Below are 23,881 nucleotides of genomic sequence, written 5' to 3'. Positions count from 1 at the left end.
TGACTCTTTATCAGCGCGATAATTGCCTGTACAGAGGCTCATATTTTGTTCAGCCACTAATTCTTAATTTAAGAGAGCATATTATTATAATTACTCATTAATTCTTTGTATTGGATAGTAATTATTAATATTTCTATTATTTTGGCGTAATAACAAACACATTATTTATCCATATTACGGATAACCCAGAGCCTTTCCGCTCATGGCAGGATGTCATTAATATTATCCTTAGTCATGAATACAGAAACATTGCTGATTTCATAATCAATGAGGCTTGCTTTCATCCTGATTTTTTCAGATTAAAAACGGGAATTGCTGGCGAGATGCTGCAAATCTTCGTTAATTATCGGGTAAAAGTCGCTATTTTAGGGAATATGACGAAGTACACCAATATCAGCACTAGTTTTCGTGCTTTTGTTGTGGAAAGTCATCAAAATAACCAGCTTTTCTTCGTATCAGAGATTAATGATGCTATCAGATATCTTTCCTCGACGAAGAATCCACCAAAAGAAGTGGCAAAAACAAAAAGTCCCCCTGCCAACTGGGGCTGATAGTAGCATGCAGGGTATTGAATATGGTATAAACCCCGTTATTTTCTCATAACCCGCATGCCAGAAAATGCTGCATTATAAAAATGTGTAGTTTTGGTACGTAATTTAAGGTAACACTGTGAATATACAGGCTATTCTTTCAGAAAAAATCAGTAGTGCGCTGATTGCAGCTGGTGCTCCAGCCGATAGTGAGGCTCACGTTCGTCAATCTGCAAAAGCTCAATTTGGTGACTATCAAGCAAATGGTGTCATGGCGGCAGCGAAAAAAGTTGGTATGCCTCCACGACAACTGGCAGAAAAAGTTGTCAATTTGCTGGATCTGCAAGGAATTGCCAGCAAAGTCGAAATCGCGGGTCCGGGTTTTATCAATATCTTCCTTGATAAAACATGGGTTGCCACAAATGTAGAAAACGCGCTGACAGCAGAAAAACTGGGGGTATCACCTGTAGAACCACAGACTATCGTTATCGATTATTCTGCTCCTAATGTCGCTAAACAAATGCATATCGGTCATATTCGCTCAACCATCATCGGTGATGCTGCAGCGCGTACCCTTGAATTCCTCGGCCATAAAGTTATTCGTGCTAACCACCTTGGCGACTGGGGTACTCAGTTCGGCATGCTGATCGCCTATCTGGAAAAAGTACAGAATGAAAATGCCAGTGATATGGCATTAGAAGATTTGGAAGAATTTTATCGCGCCGCCAAGAAAAATTACGACGAAGACGAAGAATTTGCCATTCGCGCCCGCGGCTATGTTGTAAAACTACAAGGCGGTGATGAATATTGCCGCAATATGTGGCGTAAATTGGTTGAAATAACCATGTCACAGAATCAGGCAACTTATGACCGCCTGAATGTCACGTTGACAGAAAAAGACGTGATGGGTGAAAGCCTTTATAACGATATGCTGCCGGGGATCGTTGCTGACCTGAAACAACGTGGCATAGCTGTTGAAAGTGATGGCGCAACCGTGGTTTACCTTGACGAATTCAAAAATAAAGAAGGCGAACCGATGGGCGTTATCATCCAGAAAAAAGATGGTGGCTACCTCTATACAACGACAGATATCGCCTGTGCCAAATACCGTCATGAAATCCTGAATGCAGACCGTGTGCTTTACTACATCGATTCACGCCAGCACCAACATTTAATGCAGGCGTGGACAATTGTACGCAAAGCCGGCTACATCCCTGAATCCATGTCACTGGAACATCACATGTTCGGCATGATGCTGGGCAAAGATGGCAAACCATTCAAAACCCGCGCAGGCGGTACAGTGAAATTAGCTGATCTACTGGATGAAGCCATTGAACGCGCAGATGCACTTATCCGTGCGAAAAACCCGGATATGCCGGAAGATGAACTTAAAAAAGTTATCGAGGCAGTTGGTATTGGCGCAGTAAAATACGCCGATCTCTCCAAGAGCCGTACAACAGACTATGTATTTGACTGGGATAATATGCTGGCCTTTGATGGCAACACTGCTCCTTATATGCAGTATGCATATACCCGTGTATCCTCTATTTTCAAACGCGCTGAAATCGATGAAAACAGCCTGACACTGCCCGTTGTACTGAATGAAGAACGCGAGCAAACGCTGGCTACCCGTCTTCTGCAATTCGAAGAAACAATCACAACAGTAGCTCGTGAAGGGACACCACATGTGATGTGTGCTTACCTGTATGATCTGGCTGGCCTGTTCTCCAGTTTCTACGAACACTGCCCAATCCTGAATGCGGAAAATGAAGAATTGCGTCAGAGCCGCCTGAAACTGGCATTGCTGACGGCAAAAACCCTGAAGCAGGGTCTGGATACTTTGGGGATTCAGACTGTAGAGCGGATGTAATCGAACTATAAAAATATCCCGCCGTTTGCGGCGGGATATTTAAACACACTAATAGACTAAATAATCACTGCAATCCCCGATGTGCGAAATCCTTTAACCGGAATCCCAATAAAGCTAATGCAGCAAAATAACTGCCTGCCCCGGCAACCACAACGCCCATCAGTCTTAACAAACGCATTGCCATATTACCCTGCTCCCAGTTCGGCATGAGCCATAGCATTGCCAGCAGAACACCAACCATAACTACAATTGCCACCAGCAATTTAAGCAAGAATACTCCCCATCCTGCTAATGGTTTAAATATCTCACGCTTACGCAGTTGCCAGTACAGCATCACTGCATTGAAACAGGCAGCTAAACCTATGGAAAGGGCTAATCCTGCATGTTTCAGGGGACCGATAAAAGCAAGGTTCATTAACTGAGTTAAAATCAGGGTTGCAATCGCAATCTTAACCGGTGTTTTAATATCCTGACGGGAATAAAAACCGGGAGCCAGAACCTTAACAACGATCAACCCCATTAAGCCAAAGCAATAGGCGATCAATGCCCGTTGTGTCATGGCTGCATCAAAAGCAGAAAAATTACCATACTGAAACAGTGATACTGTTAATGGTTCAGCCAAAATCCCCAATGCCACAGCACAAGGCAATGCCAACAAAAAGCAAAGGCGTAGCCCCCAATCCATCAGTTTCCGGTATTCATCATGATTCCCACTGGAAAAACTTTTTGCCAGAGATGGCAATAAAATCGTTCCTAATGCGACCCCTAAGACGCCAGAAGGTAATTCCATTAATCGATCTGCGTAATACATCCATGAAACAGAGCCGGAAACCAGAAATGAAGCAAAAATCGTATTGATAATCAAAGAAATCTGGCTGACTGATACCCCCAGAATAGCCGGTCCCATCTGGCGGATAACACGCCATACACCACTATCACGGAAAGAAACCCGAGGCAGCACTAACATACCTATTTTTTTCAGATGAGGGAGCTGGTAAGCCAGTTGCAAAATACCACCAGCAACCACAGCCCATCCTAGCGCCATCACGGGAGGGTTACAGTACGGTGCCACGAACAACGCAAAGAAGATCATGCTGACATTAAGCAAAGTGGGTGCAAAAGCAGGTACTGAAAAACGGTTCCATGTATTCAGAATTGCCCCTGCCAAAGATGCCAAAGATATTAAAAAAATATAAGGGAATGTGACTCTGAGTAAATCACGGGTCAGCGTAAACTTATCCGGTGTATCAGCAAAACCCGGCGCGGTCACATAAATCACCCACGGCGCAGCAATTATCCCAATTACGGTAACAATCGCTAAGATTAATGTCAGCATACCCGATACATAGGCGATAAAGGTGCGTGTTGCTTCATCCCCCTGCTGATTTTTATATTCAGCAAGAATGGGAACAAAAGCCTGTGAAAAAGCCCCCTCGGCAAAAATACGGCGTAATAGGTTAGGTAATTTGAACGCAACAAAGAAGGCGTCTGTTGCTACGCCTGCACCAAATATACGGGCAATAATAGCATCACGGATGAAACCCAGAACGCGGGAAAACATCGTCATTGAACTGACGGCTGCCAGTGATTTTAGTAAGTTCATGATATTGTTTAATAAGTATATTTCTATGAAATGAGCGTGAAAGCGTAAAGCAACGTCATCAGATATGCTTAAAATGGAACCGAATATGATCCGATGAGATAGCACTGATAGGCAAAGTTTAACAGACAAAAACCCTGCCTACATTGGCTATCTCCTTTTTATTAATTATTTTTAACCCTGTATGCTCTTTCCCGTTCACCAATCATTGTTGGTTAATGCCGTCAGAACATGATCCTGCCAGACACCATCTATCATTAAGTATTTTTTTGCATACCCTTCCTGCTCAAAATTCAGTTTCTTAAGCAAATTTCCACTTCGTTGATTATGCGGCATATAGTTAGCCATGATCCGGTGCATTTTCTGGTGATTTTGCATATAACGAAGAGCAGGCTGCAATGCTTCATACATAATCCCCTGCCCTTGTAATTTTTCCGCCAGAGAATAACCCAAATAACAGGAGTGAAATGCACCACGTACAACATTGGTAAAATTTGCCACACCTAAAATTTCATTCTCATTAGGATCCAACAACACAAAATTAAATGTCGCATTTTGCCGTTGTAATTCCGCAACATAACTCAGCTTATTCGTCCAGCCCGAAGGTTGGTAAAAACTCCGATCTCTTATCGGCTCCCACGGTTTAAGAAACTCTTTATTTTCTGAATAATATTCAGCCAAACGATAAGCATCACGCTCATATACCAGACGGACGATCATCCTGTCCGTAATAAAACGAACTTTAGGCGATGTAGACCGATAACCAAACATGCCCTCTCCCGATATTTATTTTAAAAAGATTCTGAATAATTTATAGCTAATAAAAGCCAATATCATTGTTTTACGATAAAAAAATATCATATATAAATCCTCTATCTTAAAAATAGGATTGCGTACAAAATGATAGAAATTTCATTTTTATTTTCTCATATATTGATGGTGCGAAATGTCATTGGTTTCACAGGCCCGTAGTTTAGGTAAATATTTTTTATTACTTGATAACATATTGGTTGTTCTGGGATTTTTCGTTGTTTTTCCATTAATTTCGATCCGTTTCGTCGAGCAAATGGGTTGGGCCGCCGTCATTGTCGGGCTCGCTCTGGGGACTCGACAGTTTGTTCAGCAAGGGCTGGGCATTTTTGGTGGTGCCATTGCTGATAAATTTGGTGCCAAGCCGATGATTGTCTGCGGTATGTTACTGCGCGCATTAGGCTTCGCTTTGATGGCAATAGCTTCTGAACCGTGGATATTAATCTTTTCCTGTATTTTATCTGGTTTGGGTGGAACATTGTTCGATCCACCACGAGCTGCGCTGGTCATTAAGCTAACCCGCCCACATGAACGCGGTCGTTTCTATTCACTATTATTGATGCAAGACAGCGCAGGCGCTGTGATTGGTGCACTGATAGGAAGCTGGTTATTACAATACAATTTCAATATGGTGTGCTGGATAGGCGCCGGGATTTTCGTTCTGGCAGCCATTGCAAATGCCTGGCTATTACCTGCATATCGTATCTCGACAATCCGCACACCTATCAAAGAAGGTATGATGCGGGTTATTAAAGATCGTCGCTTCTTTTATTATGTACTGACCCTGACAGGGTATTTTATTTTATCAGTACAAGTGATGCTGATGTTCCCGATTATTATCCATGAAATGTCCGGCAGCCACACCGCCGTAAAATGGATGTATGCTATCGAAGCGGTTATTTCCCTGACATTGCTTTACCCTATCGCCCGGTGGAGTGAAAAACATTTCCGCATGGAACAGCGCCTGATGATAGGCTTATTTTTAATGAGCCTGTGCATGTTTCCTATCGGCTGGATTAACCAATTACACCTGCTTTTTGCCCTTATTGCCCTGTTTTACCTGGGTACTGTTACGGCAGAGCCCGCCCGGGAAACCCTCAGCGCCGGTCTGGCAGATCCAAGAGCTCGTGGCAGTTATATGGGATTCAGTCGATTAGGGCTGGCGCTAGGTGGCGTATTGGGCTATACCGGTGGCGGCTGGCTTTATGATACTGGCCATGCTTTGAATATGCCTCAATTGCCGTGGGTTTTATTAGGATTGATCGGCTTATTCACCATTTATGCTCTTCATCGCCAATTTAATCAGAAAAAAATCGAACCAGTAACCATTAGTAGACATTAACAATATGAATAATGGTGTAGAATCTGCCCAGCAAAAATAAATATAGGAGCCGGCATGAAAAAGTTTTTATTAGGGGCAGCATTAGTGCTGATTGGTTTACTCAGTGGTTGCGGTCAGTTTAAAGATCTCAGCATCAGTGAAGGCTTGCTCAATGATTATTTATTAAAAAAAGTGCATTATCAGAAAGAAATTGGAATTGCTGGCATAGCAAATTTCAATGTTTCTCTGGGAAATTTAAGTAGTCAGATAGGCCGTCAGGATCCGGAAAAAATCATCCTGACCAGCAAGGGAAAAGTTGAAATTTCAACATTATTTGGTTCAACACAGGCCGATATGACATTGGCTATCAGGGCCAAGCCTGTATTTGATGCAGAGAAAGGGGCTATTTTTGTCAAAGGGCTGGAAATTATTGATTATCAGACTACCCCAGAAAAAGTAGCTGGACCGATCAAAGCATTGATTCCTTATCTGAATACCTCGTTAACTGAGTTTTTTGATACTCATCCGGTTTATGTTCTGAATCCGGAAAAAAGCAAGTCCGAAGCAGCAGCGGCAAAATTCGCTAAGGGACTGGAAATTAAGCCGGGAAAACTGGTGATTGGATTAAATGATAAATAATTTTTATTGTCATTGAAATAATAAGGGCAAATTATTCATAAATAATTTGCCCTTATTTTATCGATAATTAACGCAATTAACCTCAGCTAAGTGACAATGTCACTCCGCTTCCAGCTCTTCACGCAGTGCCTGTAATGCTTCACGGGTAATCATAGCCAGAGTCCGATAAAAACCACTGACAGCATGAGCTTCAACTTTTCCAAGAAACTGCCCACACCACGGCAATAAATATTCATCGAATAATGTTATCTGAGCCTGAACTTCATCTTCTGCCGCCTGATCTTCCAACCATGACGCAGCCAGCAATAAAGAGCCAAACTGATCGGCTGCTGTATCAGATAATGGCATATCCCGTTCGCTCAGGAACTGACGCACTTCATTTTCTGTTCCATCAGTATAATCAGAGCGGCAAATGGCAACCTTAGCCTTCTCCCCGACAAACAACGCCTGATAGTCTGATTCTATTACAGATAAATCGCTATTTTGTTGCAGGCGAACCAATAATTCATCCTGTTCTAAAGGCCATGCCTGCTTTAATTTACCTTCAGCAATCATGTTCATCAGAGGCTGTAACATAGGATCTTGCGGTGCGCGGTTAAACAAGGTGCCTAAAATGCGGCAGACAATCGAAAATTCATTCATGACTTCATTAAATCCCAATAATTTAAAATAACGACTCATTCAAATGGCGTTATTTTGCTAATCATCCGCCATGCTGTAAAGCAGCTTATTAATAGCCAAGCGATATATCCACAAGGCCAGTTGGTGTTTGTCCCTGCTCCATTCTCCGGATATTCTGACAAATAGCGTCCATAGCCTGTTCCGGAATGGTGTTTGCAGCAATATGTGGCGTAATAGTGATACGGGGGTGAGTCCAGAATGGGTGCATATTTGACAGCGGCTCTTCAGCGAAGACATCAAGTGTTGCGCCGGCAACATATCCTTTATCAATGGCAGTCAGTAAATCCTGTTCAACAAGGTGAGAACCTCTCGCTATATTAATGATATATGAACCTTCTTTTAATTGACTAAATGCCGAAAGGTTTAACACACCGCGGGTTTCAGACGTGCTGGGAAGTAAGTTAATTAATACCTTACAGTCAGAAAGGAACTCTCCAAATTGTTCTTCACCATAAAAACTTTCAACACCATTAAGTTGTTTTGGAGTCCTACTCCAACAACGTACCGTAAAATTAAACTCTGCCAATTTCTCAATCACACAGCGCCCCAAAACCCCGGCACCCAATACACCGATAACAAAGTCTTTTCGATCGTGAGGAGATAATGGCTGCCAGATGCGCTGCTCCTGATTACGTTTATACTCATCCATTCGCCGGAAATAATGTAACACCGCACTCACTGCATATTCCTGCATCTGATATCCCATTCCCGTATCTTCGAGACGGATTAACGGGACATTCGCTGGCAAAGCTCCGGGATTTTCCAACTCTTGCTGAAGAATAGAATCAACACCAGCACCCAGAGAAAATATTCCCTTAAGATCTAAGCGCTCAGTCAACATTTCATAGGGAGGATGCCAAACAAGGGCATAATCTGCGGGAGCGTTATCTCCCTTAGCCCACTTTCTCACTTTAGCATCAGGTAAACGTTCAGTTATTCCTTGAACCCACTTATCGGCATCAGACGCAGGACTAAAAAAAATGATGTTCATATAATCTTATCCCTTTTTATTTTTTGATAGATTAAAACTATTGCCGAAAGGTGAAATGTCAAGAAAAACATAGCTGAATGTCGTTCATTCGCTCATCAATATCTACTATACAATTGAATTGAATCAATTTATATTTCAGCTGATTTTCGTGTACTGAGAATTATTTCAGCAGCAATGCTATTTTTATGGTCTTTTCAGCATTGCAGTAAGTGACGCGCTACCCGCCACACAGATGGCCCCCAAAAGAAGCATAACGACAAACACAGATAGTAATATGCCAAAGTGAGATATTTCTGCCGCAATTAATGGCCCGATACTGGCCCCAATAAATAGAATGAATCCATTAAGTGCCATTCCAGCACCTCGGTTGGGTGCTGATAGCGAACCAAACTGCGTGATCATCGCAGGAATAGCAATGGCAATACCAATAACAAAAACCAGACTACCAATGGCAATGCCAGTCAGGGATTGTGACAATATAGCTTCCAGTGAGAACCCGACAGCAGCAGTAATATAACCAATGATGGCAATTGCAGGCATACTGATTCTGCGAGCTAATACTCCAACCAGCAGTGCCGCAAACATGCCCGGTAATCCAATTAAGCGCAGTAAAATTACTTTATCCGGCGTCAGGCCCAACTCCCATAAATGGGGTCCTAATGCTATATACATGGCGACAAATGATAACAACAACGTAATATGCGCGCATGACAGAAGTAAAACCGCCGGGCGGACAATAATTCTTCCTAATGCTATGAAGCGGTGCCCAAGATGCCCCTCGGTAACAAAACGTTTTGATTCTTTGACCACGATAATAAACAGTGGGATCATCGCCATCAAAAATGCTCCCGTCACCAGAAAGACTTCGTTCCAATTCCATCGTAGAGCTATCCAAGCAGCTAAAACCTGCCCAAAAATGCCTGCCACAAGAAACGACGTGGACATAGTTCCGATTGCAGTCGCACGATAACGTTCTGGTACTGTTTCAGCCAGATATGCCAGCGCTATGGGGGCAAAACTAGATGCTGCCAGCCCCTGAATCACCCGCAGACTAGCCAGCCATGATAGTGACGGAGCAAACGAACATACGAGGGTAGTAACCGATATTGCCATCAATCCCCATAACATCACGACGCGACGACCATACTGATCCGATATTGGTCCCCAAATCAGAAATCCTATGGCATAAGCCAGACTAAAACTTGTGACAAGCGCAAATGTAACTTCTTCCGAATCTACCAAACTAAAATTCTGACTGACAGGCGCGAGCAGAGGGATCGCCAAATAAAGCTGAGTTAAAACAAACAATGCTATTACCGCCAACAACATAACCACACCGGTTCCTGCTACATAGGTTTGTTCGGATGAAACGGTCTGGTTATTTATATTATTAACGGCCCCTTTTATATGTTCTATCTGATTATTCATAATCTACAGCCTCCGATCCTGGTACTGCTGATGAGATATCCACCCCGCCAAAGCCGGGGGAATAATGTGGAATACCTGAGCCACGCCTGTTAATTAGTATCGAATGTGTCATCACTCAATTTCCAACTAAAACGTTGGAGTTTATTATAGTATTATTTTTGTAATAGCAACAACTGATTAATAGGAAAGCAAATTATGGCTTGGGATACAGAGGCAACAAAGCGCAGGATTTTAGAAGCGGCAGTAAAAGAATTTGCCTACCTTGGGCCCGATGGCACTACTATCGAAAAGATTGCTAAGTTAGCTGGAGTAAATAAAGAACGTATTTACAATTACTTTGGTGATAAACGGGCATTATTTTCAACTGTGCTACGCAGTGAATTAGCCAGAGTCGCTCAGGAAGTACCGGTTAAGCCTTTCACAATTGAGGAAATTGCTGAATATGCCGGTAAAGCCTACGATTATCACCGCGAACATCCTGAGTTAAGCCGGCTTATGCGCTGGGAAGGGCTTGTTTTCGATGGTGAAGTGCCGGACGAGGAGCAACGACGCGAATACTATAGTTCCAAGGTTCAGGCTGTCGCTGATGGACAACAGCAGGGATCAATCACACAGACTCTGGCTCCCGATCATCTGGCGTTCTTGATATTGTCCCTAGCCGGATGGTGGTCAGCAGTACCTCAGGTAGCGCGTATGCTCACTGGCTCAGATAGCCAGCAAGAGCATGCCAGACGTCGGGCTTCTGTTGTTGAAGCTGCCCGGCGCTTAGCATCAGCACCTTAAATTACAAAAAACCATCAGAGCTTTGATTAAAAACAGCTTCAAAAGTGCTATAAATGTTTATCACGTATGCAAATTGTTTTTTATTTGTCTAATCAATCAAAAAGCGAGAAAAAATCGTGATAAGTCTGTTGACGCCTGCACTGCTTTTCCCTATAGTAGCGCCCCGTTGCAGCGACGAATACAAACAGAATCGCTGAAATGACAAAATATGGTGAGGTGTCCGAGTGGCTGAAGGAGCACGCCTGGAAAGTGTGTATACGCGAAAGTGTATCGAGGGTTCGAATCCCTCCCTCACCGCCATATTTTGTAATCAACTGAAAAATTAGAAAACGGTGAGGTGTCCGAGTGGTTGAAGGAGCACGCCTGGAAAGTGTGTATACGTGAAAACGTATCGAGGGTTCGAATCCCTCCCTCACCGCCATGATTTAATGTCAGTTGAATAAATTATAAAGATATGATGCCTCGTTAAAATAACGGGGCTTTTTCATTTTATACTGGTCAAAGCTCCTCTTTTTATTCTCATTCAACTCTTCTTTTTTGCCGACCCTTATAATAAGGGATATAGAGATTCAGTGTTCCTCCCCAGAAAACACCATCTAACAAACCACTGGCAAAGCCAAATAATAAATTAAAGCTAAAAGAGTGTGTTAGCGCTGGATGTATTGCTGCCGTAGCGGAAATAATGAATTTAACGCAAAATATGATCAGAATAAAAATCAAGGTTAAAGGAGTGCCTGAACGGATAATTAAATCGCTGCCCGGCTTTTGTCTTAAGCGGGGCTGAGTACTCCATAATTTCCAGCCTATTGCAATACCTGCCAATATCCCCATAACAAGCGCCAATAATGCCGAAGCCTGAAAAACCGTTTCATGTAGTACAGCGTAAACCGCCCAGATAAAAAACACTATTGGTAATAAAAATAGACGACTTACCGTCATTTCTCTGTCATCCAATGCTTTAATGCCACGGAGAACCAAAAAAACAAATAAGATCCAAACCCATACCGGTGTGTCTTTGATAATCATCAGGATTGACATATCTTTCCTCACTGAGTCCTATTACTTTTAAAAGAGCCTAACCATATAGACTCTTATTATAATTGTTCCTCAATGGGCTTTCTATTTTGTCGTCTTAATCCAATAAACAAACCCGAATCATATGGCCGTCAGGATCTTCAATAACAAACGTTCGGCCAAATACTTCAGTATGAGGTTCCTGTAATACTTTAATTTTTAGTTCCTGTTGCCATTTTACAAATAATTTATCGATATCTTCACTGTTTGGTAACATGATGCCAATTTCGGAAAATCGGGGAGTATTTAAATCAGGTTTCGGACCTCCTGACCAAATGGAAAATAAAGCTTCAGCACCAGCAGAAAATGCAACGTAACGTTGGCCAGCAAAAACCGGTTCAGAATTAAATATTTTTGTATAAAAGGATGTCGAACGCTCTATATCAGAAACATAGACAAGCTGAAGATTAGGTTTAGCAGTTATTGTTTCCATATTAACCTCATATTAATTTTATCAAAATTTTTATTTGTATTTAAATAAAAGACTGATGTGATTTAATTTTCCCTGATCAATATTTTTCATACTTAATAGGTTTCAACAGTAGCTTTCAGCCTTAATACTGTTTCAACTAAATCATGTGTGACTTGTTTAAAGAAATTCTGAACCTGAATAGCAGGCACATTCGAATCAGGCATAAGTGATACCGTTGCCTTAATCAGATATTCCATATTGTTCTCATGTGGAATAATTTGGTGAGAAAAAATTAAAGTTCCTATATGCGGAAGACTAACCTGATCAGTGAATTCTTTATTGATTTCAATATTTGAAAGGTAGAATCGAATTTCTGGCTTTCCCCTCAACACCATTTTTCCGTATTGCCCGGTTTTTACCTCACCTTCAAATTGCAAAAATTCAAGATCAGTTTCCCATTTCTTCCTTAACTCAAAATCAACATAATGAGCCCAAATATGCGATGGTTCAGATTTTACCGGGATAGAAAAAGACAGAACTAACATGAAATACCTCCAACTATTGTCTGTGCTGCTTAGAATAGTTGTAAGGTATCAACACCAAGTGACAGTTTCTGTCAGTAGCCTGACTTAATCAGTGAGGTATTTTCTTAAATTCCCTCCATTCTTTCAGTAAAGATTGCCTTGAACGAGGGTAACACTGTTTTTCAACATGCAGACTCAGGATTCTGTCAGACCGAAAATGGCGGAATTCTTCCCTCAATTCACACCAACCAATCACAATACTGACATTTTCAAAATACCCTAATGCGAATGGCCAGATAGTTCTTTCGGAATCCTGTTCTTTCAAATCCCGGTAAGTCAAAATAACTTTACGTCTGGCACGAATTGCTTGCCGGATTGATGAAATATCGATCACGGGCTGAGTAGCGGCCGCAGCGGGCCCGACTAACAAAGAGCTGCTCTCCAGAAGTTGCTTCAATTCTGTTGGGATAACCGCTGCAATTTTATTGACAACACCCTTTGCCGCTTCCCTCAATTGTGGATCTGCACGTTTCGCCACCCAATTGGCACCTAATGCCAGCGCTTCAATTTCATTCTGGGTAAACATCAAAGGCGGCAATACAAAACCGGGCCTTAAGACATACCCCACCCCCGGCTCCCCCTCAATAATCGCTCCTTGCTCCTGTAAAGTGGCAATATCCCGATAAAGCGTTCTTAAGCTAATATTCATCTTCTGGGCTAATACTTTCCCCTGCACAGGAAAATGATAGCTACGCAATATTTCAATCAAAGATAACAGACGCTGTGCTCTGGACAATGTTCCATCCTCATCCAATTTGTTTATTTATTTAGTGAATCATAGGATAACTACTGAAGTGGGCTCAAATAGATCTTCGGGGATACTGGTAAATATATATGCCGAAAACACGTTATGAGATCCGTAAAATAACCCGTTTTTATAACGTCCGACAAGCTGTATACCAATAGGAATACCCTCATCACTCCAGCCAAGTGGCAATGAAATAGCTGGCTGACCAGAAATATTGAAAGGATAGGCAAACACTGAGTCTGTCCATTTGGCGGTGAAACAGTAAACCCAATGTGTAATTCTCCCGTATCACGCTCTGACAGTTCTAACCATGGCAAATCCGGGATCGGAGGTGTATAAGGCTCACCCGGAAGTGCTCCTGCCAAAGCATCCGAATAAGCCGCCGTATCTCTGACAGAGCGTGTACAACAAAGAAAATAGGCACCACCATAATAGTGATACTTAAACTAGTTTTGGTGACTTATACACGGCAGGGAATAATGGCGATTACTCACTGAAAAGTAACCTGAAAAATGAATAGTATATCAGTATGTTTTTCTACACATAATATTTGACATCACATGGTACATTAATAACACTGATATTTTTACCTCTAACGGATCTAGGGAAATAATGACTATATATGATCTAAAACCCCGTTTTCAGAACCTGTTACGGCCTATCGTCATTCGTCTTCATCATCTGGGATATACAGCCAATCAAGTCACATTATCCGCTCTGTTTTTATCGCTTTTTATCGGTTTATTATTAAGTTTATTTCCCACTCCTTCCCTATATTGGATACTGCCTGTTTTTCTATTTATTCGTATGGCACTGAACGCAATTGATGGAATGCTGGCGCGGGAACATAACCAAAAATCTCATTTAGGCGCTATTTATAATGAGTTAGGGGATATTATTTCTGATGTTGCCCTCTATCTTCCCTTCTGTTTTTTACCCGGTGTCAGCAATATCAGCTTACTGATTATTCTATTTATTACCATCTTGACCGAGTTTATTGGTGTATTAACGCAAACCCTCGGCGCATCACGACGCTATGATGGCCCAATGGGAAAAAGTGATCGCGCTTTTGTTTTTGGTACTTATGGGCTGATTATTGCCATTTTTCCTTCGGCTTTAAGTTGGAGTAGTTATCTGTTTCCTTTGATCGCTATCTTACTTTTAATGACTTGCTATCAGCGGGTTGCCAAAGCCCTGTATGAGATCAGGCAAATTGAACAATCCCAATCCAGATAAGGCTCCCACAATGACACAGCTATTCAAACAACGTATTGCTGAAGAACACTACTTCACTACTTCTGATGATGTATCTCTGTTTTATCGTCACTGGCCACAGCAACAAATTAAAGCAGAAAAAGCGATTATTATTTTTCACCGTGGTCATGAACACTCCGGACGCGTTCAGCATATTGTTGATGAACTCAATCTACCTGATTTTGCTGTCTTTGCGTGGGATGCCCGTGGTCACGGTCAGACAAAAGGAATACGTGGCTATAGTCCGTCAGTCGGCACATCAATTCGTGATGTGGATGAATTTGTCCGGTTTATTGCCGCTGAATATGATATTGCGATGGGAAATATCATAGTGATTGGTCAGAGTGTCGGCGCTGTGTTGGTATCCGCCTGGGTACATGATTATGCGCCAAAAATCCGGGCGATGATCCTTGCTGCTCCGGCTTTTGATATTAAATTGTATGTTCCTTTCGCTACTCGGGGATTGCAGTTGATGCAGAAAGTACGCGGAATTTTCTTCGTCAACTCCTATGTAAAAGCGAAGTTTTTAACCCACGATGAAACCCGTATTGCCTCTTATAATAATGATCCACTGATTACCCGTGAGATTGCAGTCAATATCTTGCTGGAACTTTACCAAACCTCAGAACGTGTCGTTAAAGATGCCGCCGCGATCACACTTCCTACTCAGTTATTCATTTCAGGCAGTGATTATGTTGTGAACTCAAAACCACAGCACCAGTTCTACCAGCAATTAAGTAGCCCAATGAAAGAGAAACATGTCATGGCAGGTTTCTATCACGATACGCTGGGTGAAAAAGATCGGCACCTTATTTTTGATAAGATCCGGCTTTTTCTGGAGCGTATTTTTGCTATTCCACGTTACCAGCATAACTATGCGCAACAAGATATCTGGAGCTACTCCGCCGATGAGTTTCGTGCACTCAGTACTCCTCTTCCTCATTTCAGTCCCAAAAACCTCGCTTATCAATTAATGCGTAAAGCCATGGAGAGTCACTTAGGTAAGGCTTCAGAAGGAATACGACTGGGTTTTACAACAGGCTTCGATTCTGGTTCTACGCTGGATTATATCTACCGAGATCAACCACAAGGTCAGGGAATTTGGGGGAGATTGCTGGATAAACACTATCTGAATAGCATTGGCTGGCGTGGTATACGGCAACGTAAAATTCATATCGAAACGCTGATCCTACAGGCCATTCGTTGTTTGCATGAACAAAAAATGCCAGTACACATTGTGGATATTGCAGCCGGGCATGGGCGCTATGTGCTTGATGCCATCAACGAGTTCAGTAAAGTTGATTCTGTTTTACTGAGAGATTATAGCGATATTAATGTGCGTCAGGGGCAAGCTTATATTGAAGAACGCCATCTATCTGAAAAAATTCGGTTTGTTATAGGGGATGCTTTTGATGCTGACAGCATAGCCTCAATAACACCCGCGCCAACACTGGGAATTGTTTCAGGTCTCTATGAATTATTTTCTGATAATAATCTGGTCAGAAATTCCCTGCACGGTCTTGCTGAAGCTATTACAGAAAATGGTTATCTGATATATACCAGCCAGCCGTGGCATCCGCAGCTTGAAATTATTGCCCGTGTTCTTTCAAGCCACCGAGAAAATGAGCCGTGGATCATGCGACGCCGCACACAAGGTGAAATGGATGCATTGGTGGAAGCGGCCGGGTTTGAGAAGTTATACCAGTTAACAGATAACTGGGGTATCTTTTCCGTTTCCATTGCTAAACGTGTTTATCGTTGAAAATAATATGAGCCAGTGAGTACTGGCTCTTATTATTTTATTAAAACTATTTATAACGATGAATTAATATCCACATTAATATAACAAAGTCATAAAAGCATCAAAAAACGCATTCAATTGATTTTTATTTATTCAACGCTAACCTATCAGGTAACTTTTTGACGTATAACACCTTTATTAGGTAACTAAAGCGATATCCTTATCCCTGTTTCTTATTTTCAATCCACTATACACAATGGATTTCAAGATACATCGCGGCAGCAAGCAACTTGAATGACGAAGTGTATAAATGGATATTTTATTCTTAGGTCTTACATGAAATGAATACTAAAAAAATCAATGGAATACGGATTTTTAGCGCATTTATTGACGCCTGCTGGAAAGAATCTTACTCTTTCTCCCGTTTTATCAAAGATATCATTGCCGGGATTACTGTGGGTATTATCGCCATTCCTCTGGCAATGGCTCTGGCTATAGGGAGTGGAGTGGCACCGCAGTATGGTCTTTATACCGCCGCAATCGCCGGTATCGTTATCGCCATTACCGGCGGTTCACGTTATAGCGTATCCGGGCCGACTGCCGCCTTTGTCGTCATTCTCTATCCGGTATCACAACAATTCGGCCTGAGTGGCCTATTGATAGCGACACTCATGTCCGGTGTTATCCTGATTGTTATGGGTCTGGCTCGTCTGGGCCGACTTATCGAATACATTCCGCTTTCTGTTACCCTTGGGTTCACTTCCGGCATTGCTATCACGATTGCCACCATGCAAATACAAAATTTCTTTGGCTTGCAAATCAGCGAAGTTCCAGAAAACTATATCGATAAAGTCATTACTCTCTCTCAGGCAATTCCTTCATTTCATTTAAGTGATACGATTATAGGCCTAACTACCCTTCTGATATTAATCTTCTGGCCCAAACTGGGATTAAAGTTACCGGGGCATTTACCGGCTTTAGCTGCCGGAACGGCTGTTATGGGAATAATGCATCTGCTCGGGCATGATGTAGCCACTATCGGCTCTTCATTCAGTTATACACTGGAGGATGGAACACAGGGTCAGGGTATTCCGCCAATCCTGCCTCAGTTTGTATTACCGTGGAGTTTACCGAATTCGCCTTCTTTCGATATTAGCTGGAGTACGATTTCCGCATTAATGCCCGCTGCATTTTCAATGGCTATGTTAGGCGCTATTGAATCTTTATTGTGTGCGGTGATTCTTGATGGTATGACAGGAAAAAAACATCATTCCAACAGTGAATTGGTCGGGCAAGGCTTAGGCAATATCGCAGCGCCCTTCTTTGGTGGTATCACAGCAACCGCCGCTATTGCCCGTTCTGCAGCTAATGTGCGAGCAGGAGCAACCTCCCCTATCGCCACAGTCATTCACTCCTTATTGGTGTTATTAACTTTACTGTTTTTGGCACCAATGCTTTCATACTTACCATTAGCTGCAATGTCCGCTATTTTACTGATTGTGGCCTGGAACATGAGTGAAGCTCATAAAGTGGTGGATTTAATCCGCCATGCTCCCAGAGATGACATTATTGTGATGCTGCTATGTATGTCATTGACAGTTCTGTTTGATATGGTGATCGCAATTACTGTCGGCATTGTTCTGGCGTCACTACTGTTTATGCGTAAAATCGCCAATATGACCCGTATCAGCACTTCTGCCATAACAGATGCTGAAAAAAGATTATTGGTCGTTCGGATTAACGGGCCACTTTTCTTTGCAGCTGCGGAGCGCATTTTTACTGAATTAAAAGAAAAAAGTGCTGAATATCAAAACATCATTATGCAGTGGGATGCGGTCCCTGTACTGGATGCAGGTGGGTTACATGCTTTTCAGGGTTTTGTTCGCGAGATGGCTAAAGAGTCGAAGCAGGTTGTTGTCTGTGATATCCCCTTCCAGCCTTTGAAAACACTGGCAAGAGCTAAAGTCACACCCATTGCAGGGCAACTCAGTTTTTATGCTACTTTACCTAAGGCATTAAAAGAGATGAAAGTTGAATATTCACCTGAAATTTGTGTCTCAGTGGATAAAGCCAGCCATCAATAATTAAAATATGCGGCTACAAGATATAAATAAATATATACCCAATGGATTTCAAGTTGCATCGCGGCGGCAAGGGAGTTCATCCCCGGGAGCATAGATAGCTATGTGACCGGGGTGAGCGAGCGCAGCCAACAAAGAGGCAACTTGAAAGACGAAGGGTATAACCGCAATTTCAGCAATACATCCAAACAGCTCAAGAATTAGTTACTGGTATCCAGCTCCGGAAAGCTTTTCACTACATTATCAATCGCTTTCATCTGCATCAGGAATGCTTCCAGTTTTGCCAGTGGCAGTGCTGATGGGCCGTCACATTTTGCATTTTCCGGATCTGGGTGTGCTTCAAGGAATAAACCTGCGATACCCACTGCCATTCCCGCACGAGCCAATTCAGCAACCTGCCCGCGACGCCCGCCGGAAGCTGCACCAAATGGGTCACGGCACTGCAACGCATGAGTAACATCGAAAATGATTGGTGAACCGTTAGTTGCCTGCTGCATCACACCGAAGCCCAGCATATCTACAACCAGATTGTCATAACCGAAGTTGCTGCCACGATCACACAAAATCACCTGATCATTACCGCCTTCTTTGAATTTCTCGACGATATTGCCCATTTGCCCTGGGCTGACAAACTGTGGTTTTTTAACGTTAATCACCGCACCCGTTTTTGCCATCGCTTCCACCAGATCGGTCTGACGGGCAAGAAAAGCAGGAAGCTGGATAACATCAACCACTTCAGCTACAGGCTGCGCTTGCGCGGGTTCGTGTACATCAGTAATAATTTTTACGCCGAAGGTTTGTTTCAGCTCCTGAAAAATTTTCATTCCCTCTTCAAGACCCGGGCCACGGTAAGAACGGATAGAAGATCGGTTAGCCTTATCAAAAGAGGCTTTAAAAACATAAGGAATGCCCAGTTTTTGTGTCACCGTGACATAGTGTTCACAAATCTTCATGGCCAAATCCCGTGATTCCAGGACATTCATGCCACCAAACAACACAAATGGCAGATCATTTGCGACCCTGATATCACCAATATTAACCACTTTCTGTTGCATGCTTATACCTTCTGCTGTTAAGGACAAATGTTAAGAACAAATCATTTGTTAATGGGTAAAAAATTTTTAATAAAACACCAAATCAGGTGTGAATAACTCTGCCACCATCCGCTTAATACCTGCCTACCAATATGATAGTAAGGTTAGTGCAGCACTATGGTTCGGCGTTCTCTATCTATAGAATTAATCTGCATTTTTATCATCTCTGAGATAGGGTCTTCAGGACAATGTTCTACAAAGTAACTCAGATCTGAAACTGCAATATGATCACAGTCAAGCTGGGCATAAATAAGCCCACGATCACGGATTTCATATGGGTCATCCGGATCAAACATCAGCACAACTTCACTGGCTTTGAGTGCCAGTTCCATCTTTTTTTCTTCCATCAGAGAAACTTTGATCGTATCAGTGATTTTGCGTACTAAGCTGCTGTTATCGGCTTCCTGTAAGTCTTTCTTTTCCAGCCGGACAGTCGGGCCAATGTTACCTTTTAGCCAGACATCAAGGATATGTTCATTAAGCGTTTCCCCATTCATGGGGTTAATAAACCAGGCAGGTTGATCAGGCAAATCAATACGCAATATCAACTGGGTCGGAAATATTATCGGCGTTATAGGAATAGCCAACATCTGAGCGATATGCACAAATAGCGCACCCAGTGCAACCGGTGCCCCCTGACGGGAAGCAATTACACTATCCAGCCATAGAGTATCCGATAGACAGTACACCCCATTTGCTCCACCAAACTTCCACTCCTGATAAAAAAGTGTCAGTAATGATTGCAGTTTTTCTTTATGGTCATTGATTGAAAAAAGTGCCTGCTGTGCTTCTTCGACTAACGCAGTTAACTGCTCTGACACTAATGCCTGAGGGAAATCAGGGCGAATAGCCTTCGATACCAGAATAATACCATCAATCAGGGGAGCATCATTGAATTCATAATTAGTTATGGGTTTCATTTTTATTCCATCGACCTACCGTGATACGTTCATTACCACCATAATCCTGAAAAGTCGCTATCTGATGATAACCCTTCTCTAAAAACAGGTTCCTGACAACTGCTCCCTGTTTCCAGCCATGTTCCAATAACAGCCATCCATTCGATAATAGAAAATGGCGGGCCTGTTCCACGATTGCCTGTAAATCCGCCAAACCATTTTGTGCGGCAATCAATGCAGTGGCCGGTTCAAACCTAACATCCCCTTCTTTCAAATGAGGGTCATTCTCATCTATATACGGGGGATTACTGACAATCATATCAAATTGTCTGTCACCCACTGCAGAAAACCACTCACTTTGTAAAAAATTCACATTGTGAATAGCTTCTTGTCCATTGACTTTTCCAATATTGATCTTTTCAACATTGTTTTTTGCCAGTATGACTGCTTCAGGATTAATATCGACTCCCGTGACATGGCAATCACGCCTTTCAGTTGCCAGTGCCAGAGCGATCGCGCCCGTTCCGGTGCCAAGATCGAGGATTTGTGCCGGTGTTTCCGGCAACAATTCAAGTGCTTTTTCCACCAGACACTCCGTGTCAGGCCGCGGGATCAGAGTTGCGGGTGAGACTGCGAGTGGTAATGACCAGAACTCTTTCTCACCGACAATATAAGCGATTGGCTCACCTTTCAGTCGGCGAGCCAGTAAGCCATTAAGCTGAAGGGTTTCTTCTCCTGAAATGGACGTTTCGCTAAACGCTATCAGGTAGGTACGGGAGCGACCTGTCACATGCCCTAACAGGATCTCCGCCTCTCGCTTAGGGCTGCTATCAGCAGGCAAATTACCAGATAACTGAGCCGCGGCGTATTGCAGCCAATGTTGATAATTCATTAATCCTGCTCTGACAGTGCTGATAACTGGTCAGCCTGATATTCGGTAATGATTGGCTGGATCAACATATCCAGTTTACCTTCCATGACTTCATCAAGGCGGTATAGCGTCAGGTTGATGCGGTGGTCAGTCACTCGTCCTTGCGGGAAGTTATAAGTCCGGTTGCGATCTGAACGGTCACCAGAGCCAAGCAGGTTACGGCGTTCAGAGGCTTCAGCTTCCTGACGCTTCTGCATTTCAGCAGCACGAATACGGGCACCCAGCACGGATAGTGCTTTAGCTTTATTTTTATGTTGCGAACGTTCGTCCTGACATTCCACTACAATTCCGGTAGGAATATGGGTAATTCGGATCGCGGAGTCGGTGGTATTAACGTGCTGACCACCCGCTCCGGAAGAACGGAAGGTATCAATTTTCAGGTCTGCTGAGCTGATTTCCGGCAATTCAGCTTCCGGAATTTCCGGCAGTACCGCTACTGTACAGGCCGAAGTATGGATACGACCCTGAGATTCTGTTTCCGGCACACGTTGAACACGATGACCACCTGATTCAAATTTCAAATGCCCGTAAACCTGCTCACCAGAAACTTTCGCGATAACCTCTTTGTAACCGCCATGTTCCCCTTCGTTGGCACTCATAATTTCTACTTTCCAGCGACGAGATTCGGCGTAACGGCTATACATCCGGAACAGATCTCCGGCAAATATTGCCGCTTCATCACCACCGGTTCCCGCACGAACTTCCAGAAAACAGTTGCGCTCATCATCCGGATCTTTTGGTAACAGCAATAACTGGAGTTGCTGCTCCAACTCTTCATTACGAATTTTTGCGTCCTTGAGTTCTTCCTGCGCCATTTCCCTCATTTCAGGATCATCAAGCATCATCTCGGCTGTCTGTAAATCATCCTGAATTATTTTCCAGGATTTAAAACAGCTAGTTACATCGGTAAGTTGAGCATATTCCTTTGATAATGCACGGAAACGCTCTTGATCAGCGATCACTTCGGCATCACCGAGGTGAGCCAGTACTTCTTCATGGCGTTCTTGCAATGCTTCCAGTTTAGCGACAATAGAAGGCTTCATTCGTAATATCAGACCTTATTTAGAATAGGGTTATGGATCCAGCCCAAGGCCGTCCCGCAGGAGATTCAGGCGTTCTAAATCGCCGTCACTGGCAGCCTTTTGGAGTGATTTAGTTGGTGTATGGATCAGACGATTCGTCAATTGGTGAGTTAACTGGTTGATGACCTGTTCTGCGTCAGCACCCTGCTGTATGGACATTAATGCTTTTGCAGTCATCTCAGCCCTGATTTTTTCTGCCTGTTCCCGATATTCGCGAATTGTATTAACTGCGCCCTGCGAACGCAACCAATCCATAAAATGAGTGCTCTCTTGTTGTACAATTCCTTCAGCAATCACCGCCGCTGCTTTACGTTGCGCAAGATTTTGCTGAATAATGGCCTGTAAATCATCAACACTGTACAAATAGGCGTCACTCAATTTCTCAACATCCGGCTCGATATCTCGGGGAACAGCAATATCAATCAGCAGCATGGGTTGATTACGGCGCAGTTTTAGTGCCCGTTCGACCATTCCTTTACCAATAATCGGTAAAGGGCTGGCTGTAGAACTGATGACGATATCTGCTTCTGCCAGTCGGGTATCAATTTCCGACAGGGATATCACTTCCGCATTCACCTCATTCGCCAGCGTATACGCACGCTCTTTTGTGCGGTTGGCAATCATAAGATGGTTAACCCGGTGCTCTTTAAGATGACGGGCGACAAGCTCAATCGTTTCCCCGGCTCCTACCAGCAGGATATTTAACTGGGAAAGCGACTCAAAGATCTGCCGGGCGAGCGTACAGGCAGCAAAAGCGACAGAAACCGCATTCGCCCCAATTTCTGTTTCAGTTCTGACCCGTTTGGCAACAGAAAATGATTTCTGGAACAGGCGCTCTAATTCCCCTGATAAGGATTGGGAACTCTGCGATTCAGAAAAAGCTTTTTTCACCTGACCTAAAATTTGAGGTTCACCAAGCACCAGTGAATCCAGACCGCTGGCAACTCTCATTAAATGGCTGACAGCATCACTCCCCAGATGCCAGTAAAGGCTCGTGTTGAGTTCATCGTGGCTTAACTGGTGATATTCGCATAACCAATTAATGAGTTGCTCTTTCAGGTTGTCCTGCTGTTCGACACTGAGATACAGTTCGGTGCGATTACAGGTTGACAGCACAACTCCGCCCCTCACCAGCGGCTGCTGGAGCAGGTTATCAAGTGCAAGCCCTATCGTATCGGGAGAAAAGGCTACCCGTTCACGCAAAGAAACAGGCGCTGTTTTGTGATTTATACCGAGTGCTAATAAAGTCATCTTAACTGCGTTGAGTTATCTGGTATGGGCTCATAATAATATTAATAATCATTCTCATAAACCTACACCTTTCGTAA

Annotated in this window: 23 protein-coding genes and 2 tRNA genes; 10 read left to right on the top strand and 15 right to left on the bottom strand. The window is 43.1% G+C overall.

The features are described from left to right. Positions 1-149 precede the first annotated feature (149 nt). Both AACX38_RS16970 and argS read left to right on the top strand, forming a co-directional pair. A complete protein-coding gene (locus tag AACX38_RS16970) occupies positions 150-551 on the top strand; it encodes a DUF4180 domain-containing protein (RefSeq protein ID WP_339385696.1) in 402 nt (133 codons plus the stop codon). Between the two features lie 118 nt (positions 552-669). After that, complete coding sequence (argS, locus tag AACX38_RS16965) at positions 670-2,400, top strand: arginine--tRNA ligase (protein ID WP_228863176.1); 1,731 nt, start codon at positions 670-672, stop codon at positions 2,398-2,400. 64 nt (positions 2,401-2,464) lie between these two features. Here the strand turns inward: argS and murJ are convergent, their stop codons facing one another. Both murJ and rimJ read right to left on the bottom strand, forming a co-directional pair. Beyond that, on the bottom strand, positions 2,465-4,003 hold the full coding sequence (gene murJ, locus AACX38_RS16960) for a murein biosynthesis integral membrane protein MurJ (RefSeq protein ID WP_228863175.1): 1,539 nt from the start codon (positions 4,001-4,003) through the stop codon (positions 2,465-2,467). Positions 4,004-4,198: 195 nt separating this feature from the next. Then, positions 4,199-4,771, bottom strand: coding sequence for a ribosomal protein S5-alanine N-acetyltransferase (gene rimJ, locus AACX38_RS16955; RefSeq protein WP_099121801.1), 573 nt, complete (start codon positions 4,769-4,771; stop codon positions 4,199-4,201). A gap of 175 nt (positions 4,772-4,946) precedes the next feature. Here rimJ and mdtH point away from each other — a divergent pair, with 175 nt between their 5' ends. Further along, positions 4,947-6,152, top strand: coding sequence for a multidrug efflux MFS transporter MdtH (gene mdtH, locus AACX38_RS16950; RefSeq protein WP_099110179.1), 1,206 nt, complete (start codon positions 4,947-4,949; stop codon positions 6,150-6,152). Positions 6,153-6,206: 54 nt separating this feature from the next. Further along, entirely contained in the window at positions 6,207-6,770 is a 564-nt protein-coding gene (locus tag AACX38_RS16945; RefSeq protein WP_228863174.1) for a lipoprotein, read from the top strand. Positions 6,771-6,869: 99 nt separating this feature from the next. On the opposite strand, the gene AACX38_RS16940 is transcribed toward AACX38_RS16945, so the two are convergent. From AACX38_RS16940 to AACX38_RS16930, 3 genes are all read right to left on the bottom strand, one after another. Then, positions 6,870-7,412, bottom strand: coding sequence for a TorD/DmsD family molecular chaperone (locus tag AACX38_RS16940; protein ID WP_228863173.1), 543 nt, complete (start codon positions 7,410-7,412; stop codon positions 6,870-6,872). Between the two features lie 88 nt (positions 7,413-7,500). Then, positions 7,501-8,442, bottom strand: coding sequence for a glyoxylate/hydroxypyruvate reductase GhrA (gene ghrA, locus AACX38_RS16935; protein ID WP_228863172.1), 942 nt, complete (start codon positions 8,440-8,442; stop codon positions 7,501-7,503). Positions 8,443-8,625: 183 nt separating this feature from the next. Then, a complete protein-coding gene (locus AACX38_RS16930; protein ID WP_228863171.1) occupies positions 8,626-9,870 on the bottom strand; it encodes an MFS transporter in 1,245 nt (414 codons plus the stop codon). Between the two features lie 195 nt (positions 9,871-10,065). Between AACX38_RS16930 and AACX38_RS16925 the strand changes: the two genes are divergently transcribed. The 3 genes from AACX38_RS16925 (at position 10,066) to AACX38_RS16915 (ending at position 11,074) form a co-directional block, all read left to right on the top strand. Continuing rightward, positions 10,066-10,653: a TetR/AcrR family transcriptional regulator gene (locus AACX38_RS16925; RefSeq protein WP_099121803.1), complete on the top strand. Its 588-nt coding sequence runs from the start codon at positions 10,066-10,068 to the stop codon at positions 10,651-10,653. 210 nt (positions 10,654-10,863) lie between these two features. Beyond that, positions 10,864-10,953 (top strand) — tRNA-Ser (locus tag AACX38_RS16920). 31 nt (positions 10,954-10,984) lie between these two features. Beyond that, positions 10,985-11,074, top strand: a tRNA-Ser gene (locus AACX38_RS16915). Between the two features lie 98 nt (positions 11,075-11,172). Here the strand turns inward: AACX38_RS16915 and AACX38_RS16910 are convergent. The 5 genes from AACX38_RS16910 to AACX38_RS16890 all read right to left on the bottom strand — a co-directional run bounded on the left by AACX38_RS16910 (position 11,173) and on the right by AACX38_RS16890 (position 13,705). After that, positions 11,173-11,691, bottom strand: a complete 519-nt coding sequence (locus AACX38_RS16910) for a DUF6622 family protein (RefSeq protein ID WP_228863170.1) — start codon at positions 11,689-11,691, stop codon at positions 11,173-11,175. 94 nt (positions 11,692-11,785) lie between these two features. Further along, positions 11,786-12,160, bottom strand: a complete 375-nt coding sequence (locus AACX38_RS16905; RefSeq protein ID WP_099121805.1) for a VOC family protein — start codon at positions 12,158-12,160, stop codon at positions 11,786-11,788. Positions 12,161-12,252: 92 nt separating this feature from the next. Continuing rightward, a complete protein-coding gene (locus tag AACX38_RS16900; protein ID WP_228863169.1) occupies positions 12,253-12,684 on the bottom strand; it encodes a hypothetical protein in 432 nt (143 codons plus the stop codon). 88 nt (positions 12,685-12,772) lie between these two features. Continuing rightward, positions 12,773-13,459, bottom strand: coding sequence for a helix-turn-helix transcriptional regulator (locus AACX38_RS16895; RefSeq protein ID WP_228863168.1), 687 nt, complete (start codon positions 13,457-13,459; stop codon positions 12,773-12,775). Positions 13,460-13,498: 39 nt separating this feature from the next. After that, a complete protein-coding gene (locus AACX38_RS16890; RefSeq protein ID WP_339385695.1) occupies positions 13,499-13,705 on the bottom strand; it encodes an amidase family protein in 207 nt (68 codons plus the stop codon). Positions 13,706-14,083: 378 nt separating this feature from the next. On the opposite strand from AACX38_RS16890, the gene AACX38_RS16885 reads away from it, so the two are divergent. The 3 genes from AACX38_RS16885 to dauA all read left to right on the top strand — a co-directional run bounded on the left by AACX38_RS16885 (position 14,084) and on the right by dauA (position 18,550). After that, positions 14,084-14,707 (top strand): CDP-alcohol phosphatidyltransferase family protein, encoded by a 624-nt coding sequence (locus AACX38_RS16885; protein ID WP_228863167.1) that lies wholly within the window; start codon positions 14,084-14,086, stop codon positions 14,705-14,707. Positions 14,708-14,717: 10 nt separating this feature from the next. Beyond that, positions 14,718-16,487, top strand: coding sequence for a bifunctional alpha/beta hydrolase/class I SAM-dependent methyltransferase (locus AACX38_RS16880; protein ID WP_228863166.1), 1,770 nt, complete (start codon positions 14,718-14,720; stop codon positions 16,485-16,487). Between the two features lie 320 nt (positions 16,488-16,807). After that, positions 16,808-18,550 carry a C4-dicarboxylic acid transporter DauA gene (gene dauA, locus AACX38_RS16875; RefSeq protein ID WP_228863165.1) on the top strand — a complete coding sequence of 581 codons (1,743 nt, stop codon included), beginning with the start codon at positions 16,808-16,810 and terminating at the stop codon, positions 18,548-18,550. Between the two features lie 197 nt (positions 18,551-18,747). Here the strand turns inward: dauA and kdsA are convergent, their stop codons facing one another. From kdsA to hemA, 5 genes are all read right to left on the bottom strand, one after another. Beyond that, positions 18,748-19,602, bottom strand: a complete 855-nt coding sequence (kdsA, locus tag AACX38_RS16870) for a 3-deoxy-8-phosphooctulonate synthase (RefSeq protein ID WP_228863164.1) — start codon at positions 19,600-19,602, stop codon at positions 18,748-18,750. Between the two features lie 143 nt (positions 19,603-19,745). Next, on the bottom strand, positions 19,746-20,561 hold the full coding sequence (sirB1, locus tag AACX38_RS16865) for an invasion regulator SirB1 (RefSeq protein WP_228863163.1): 816 nt from the start codon (positions 20,559-20,561) through the stop codon (positions 19,746-19,748). Continuing rightward, entirely contained in the window at positions 20,545-21,432 is an 888-nt protein-coding gene (prmC, locus tag AACX38_RS16860) for a peptide chain release factor N(5)-glutamine methyltransferase (protein ID WP_228863162.1), read from the bottom strand. Before prmC ends, sirB1 begins: the two co-directional genes overlap by 17 nt. Further along, the gene (prfA, locus tag AACX38_RS16855; protein WP_099121815.1) at positions 21,432-22,514 is read right to left on the bottom strand and encodes a peptide chain release factor 1; all 1,083 of its coding nucleotides are present in this window, start codon (positions 22,512-22,514) and stop codon (positions 21,432-21,434) included. The genes prmC and prfA overlap by 1 nt, the downstream gene beginning before the upstream one ends. Before the next feature lie 30 nt (positions 22,515-22,544). Then, entirely contained in the window at positions 22,545-23,804 is a 1,260-nt protein-coding gene (hemA, locus tag AACX38_RS16850; RefSeq protein ID WP_099121816.1) for a glutamyl-tRNA reductase, read from the bottom strand. Positions 23,805-23,881 lie beyond the last annotated feature (77 nt).

The organism is Xenorhabdus sp. PB30.3 (assembly GCF_963895965.1).
Classification (GTDB): domain Bacteria; phylum Pseudomonadota; class Gammaproteobacteria; order Enterobacterales; family Enterobacteriaceae; genus Xenorhabdus; species Xenorhabdus stockiae.
The sequence above is the reverse complement of the archived record's forward strand: the minus strand, read 5'-3'. Positions and strand labels throughout refer to the sequence as shown.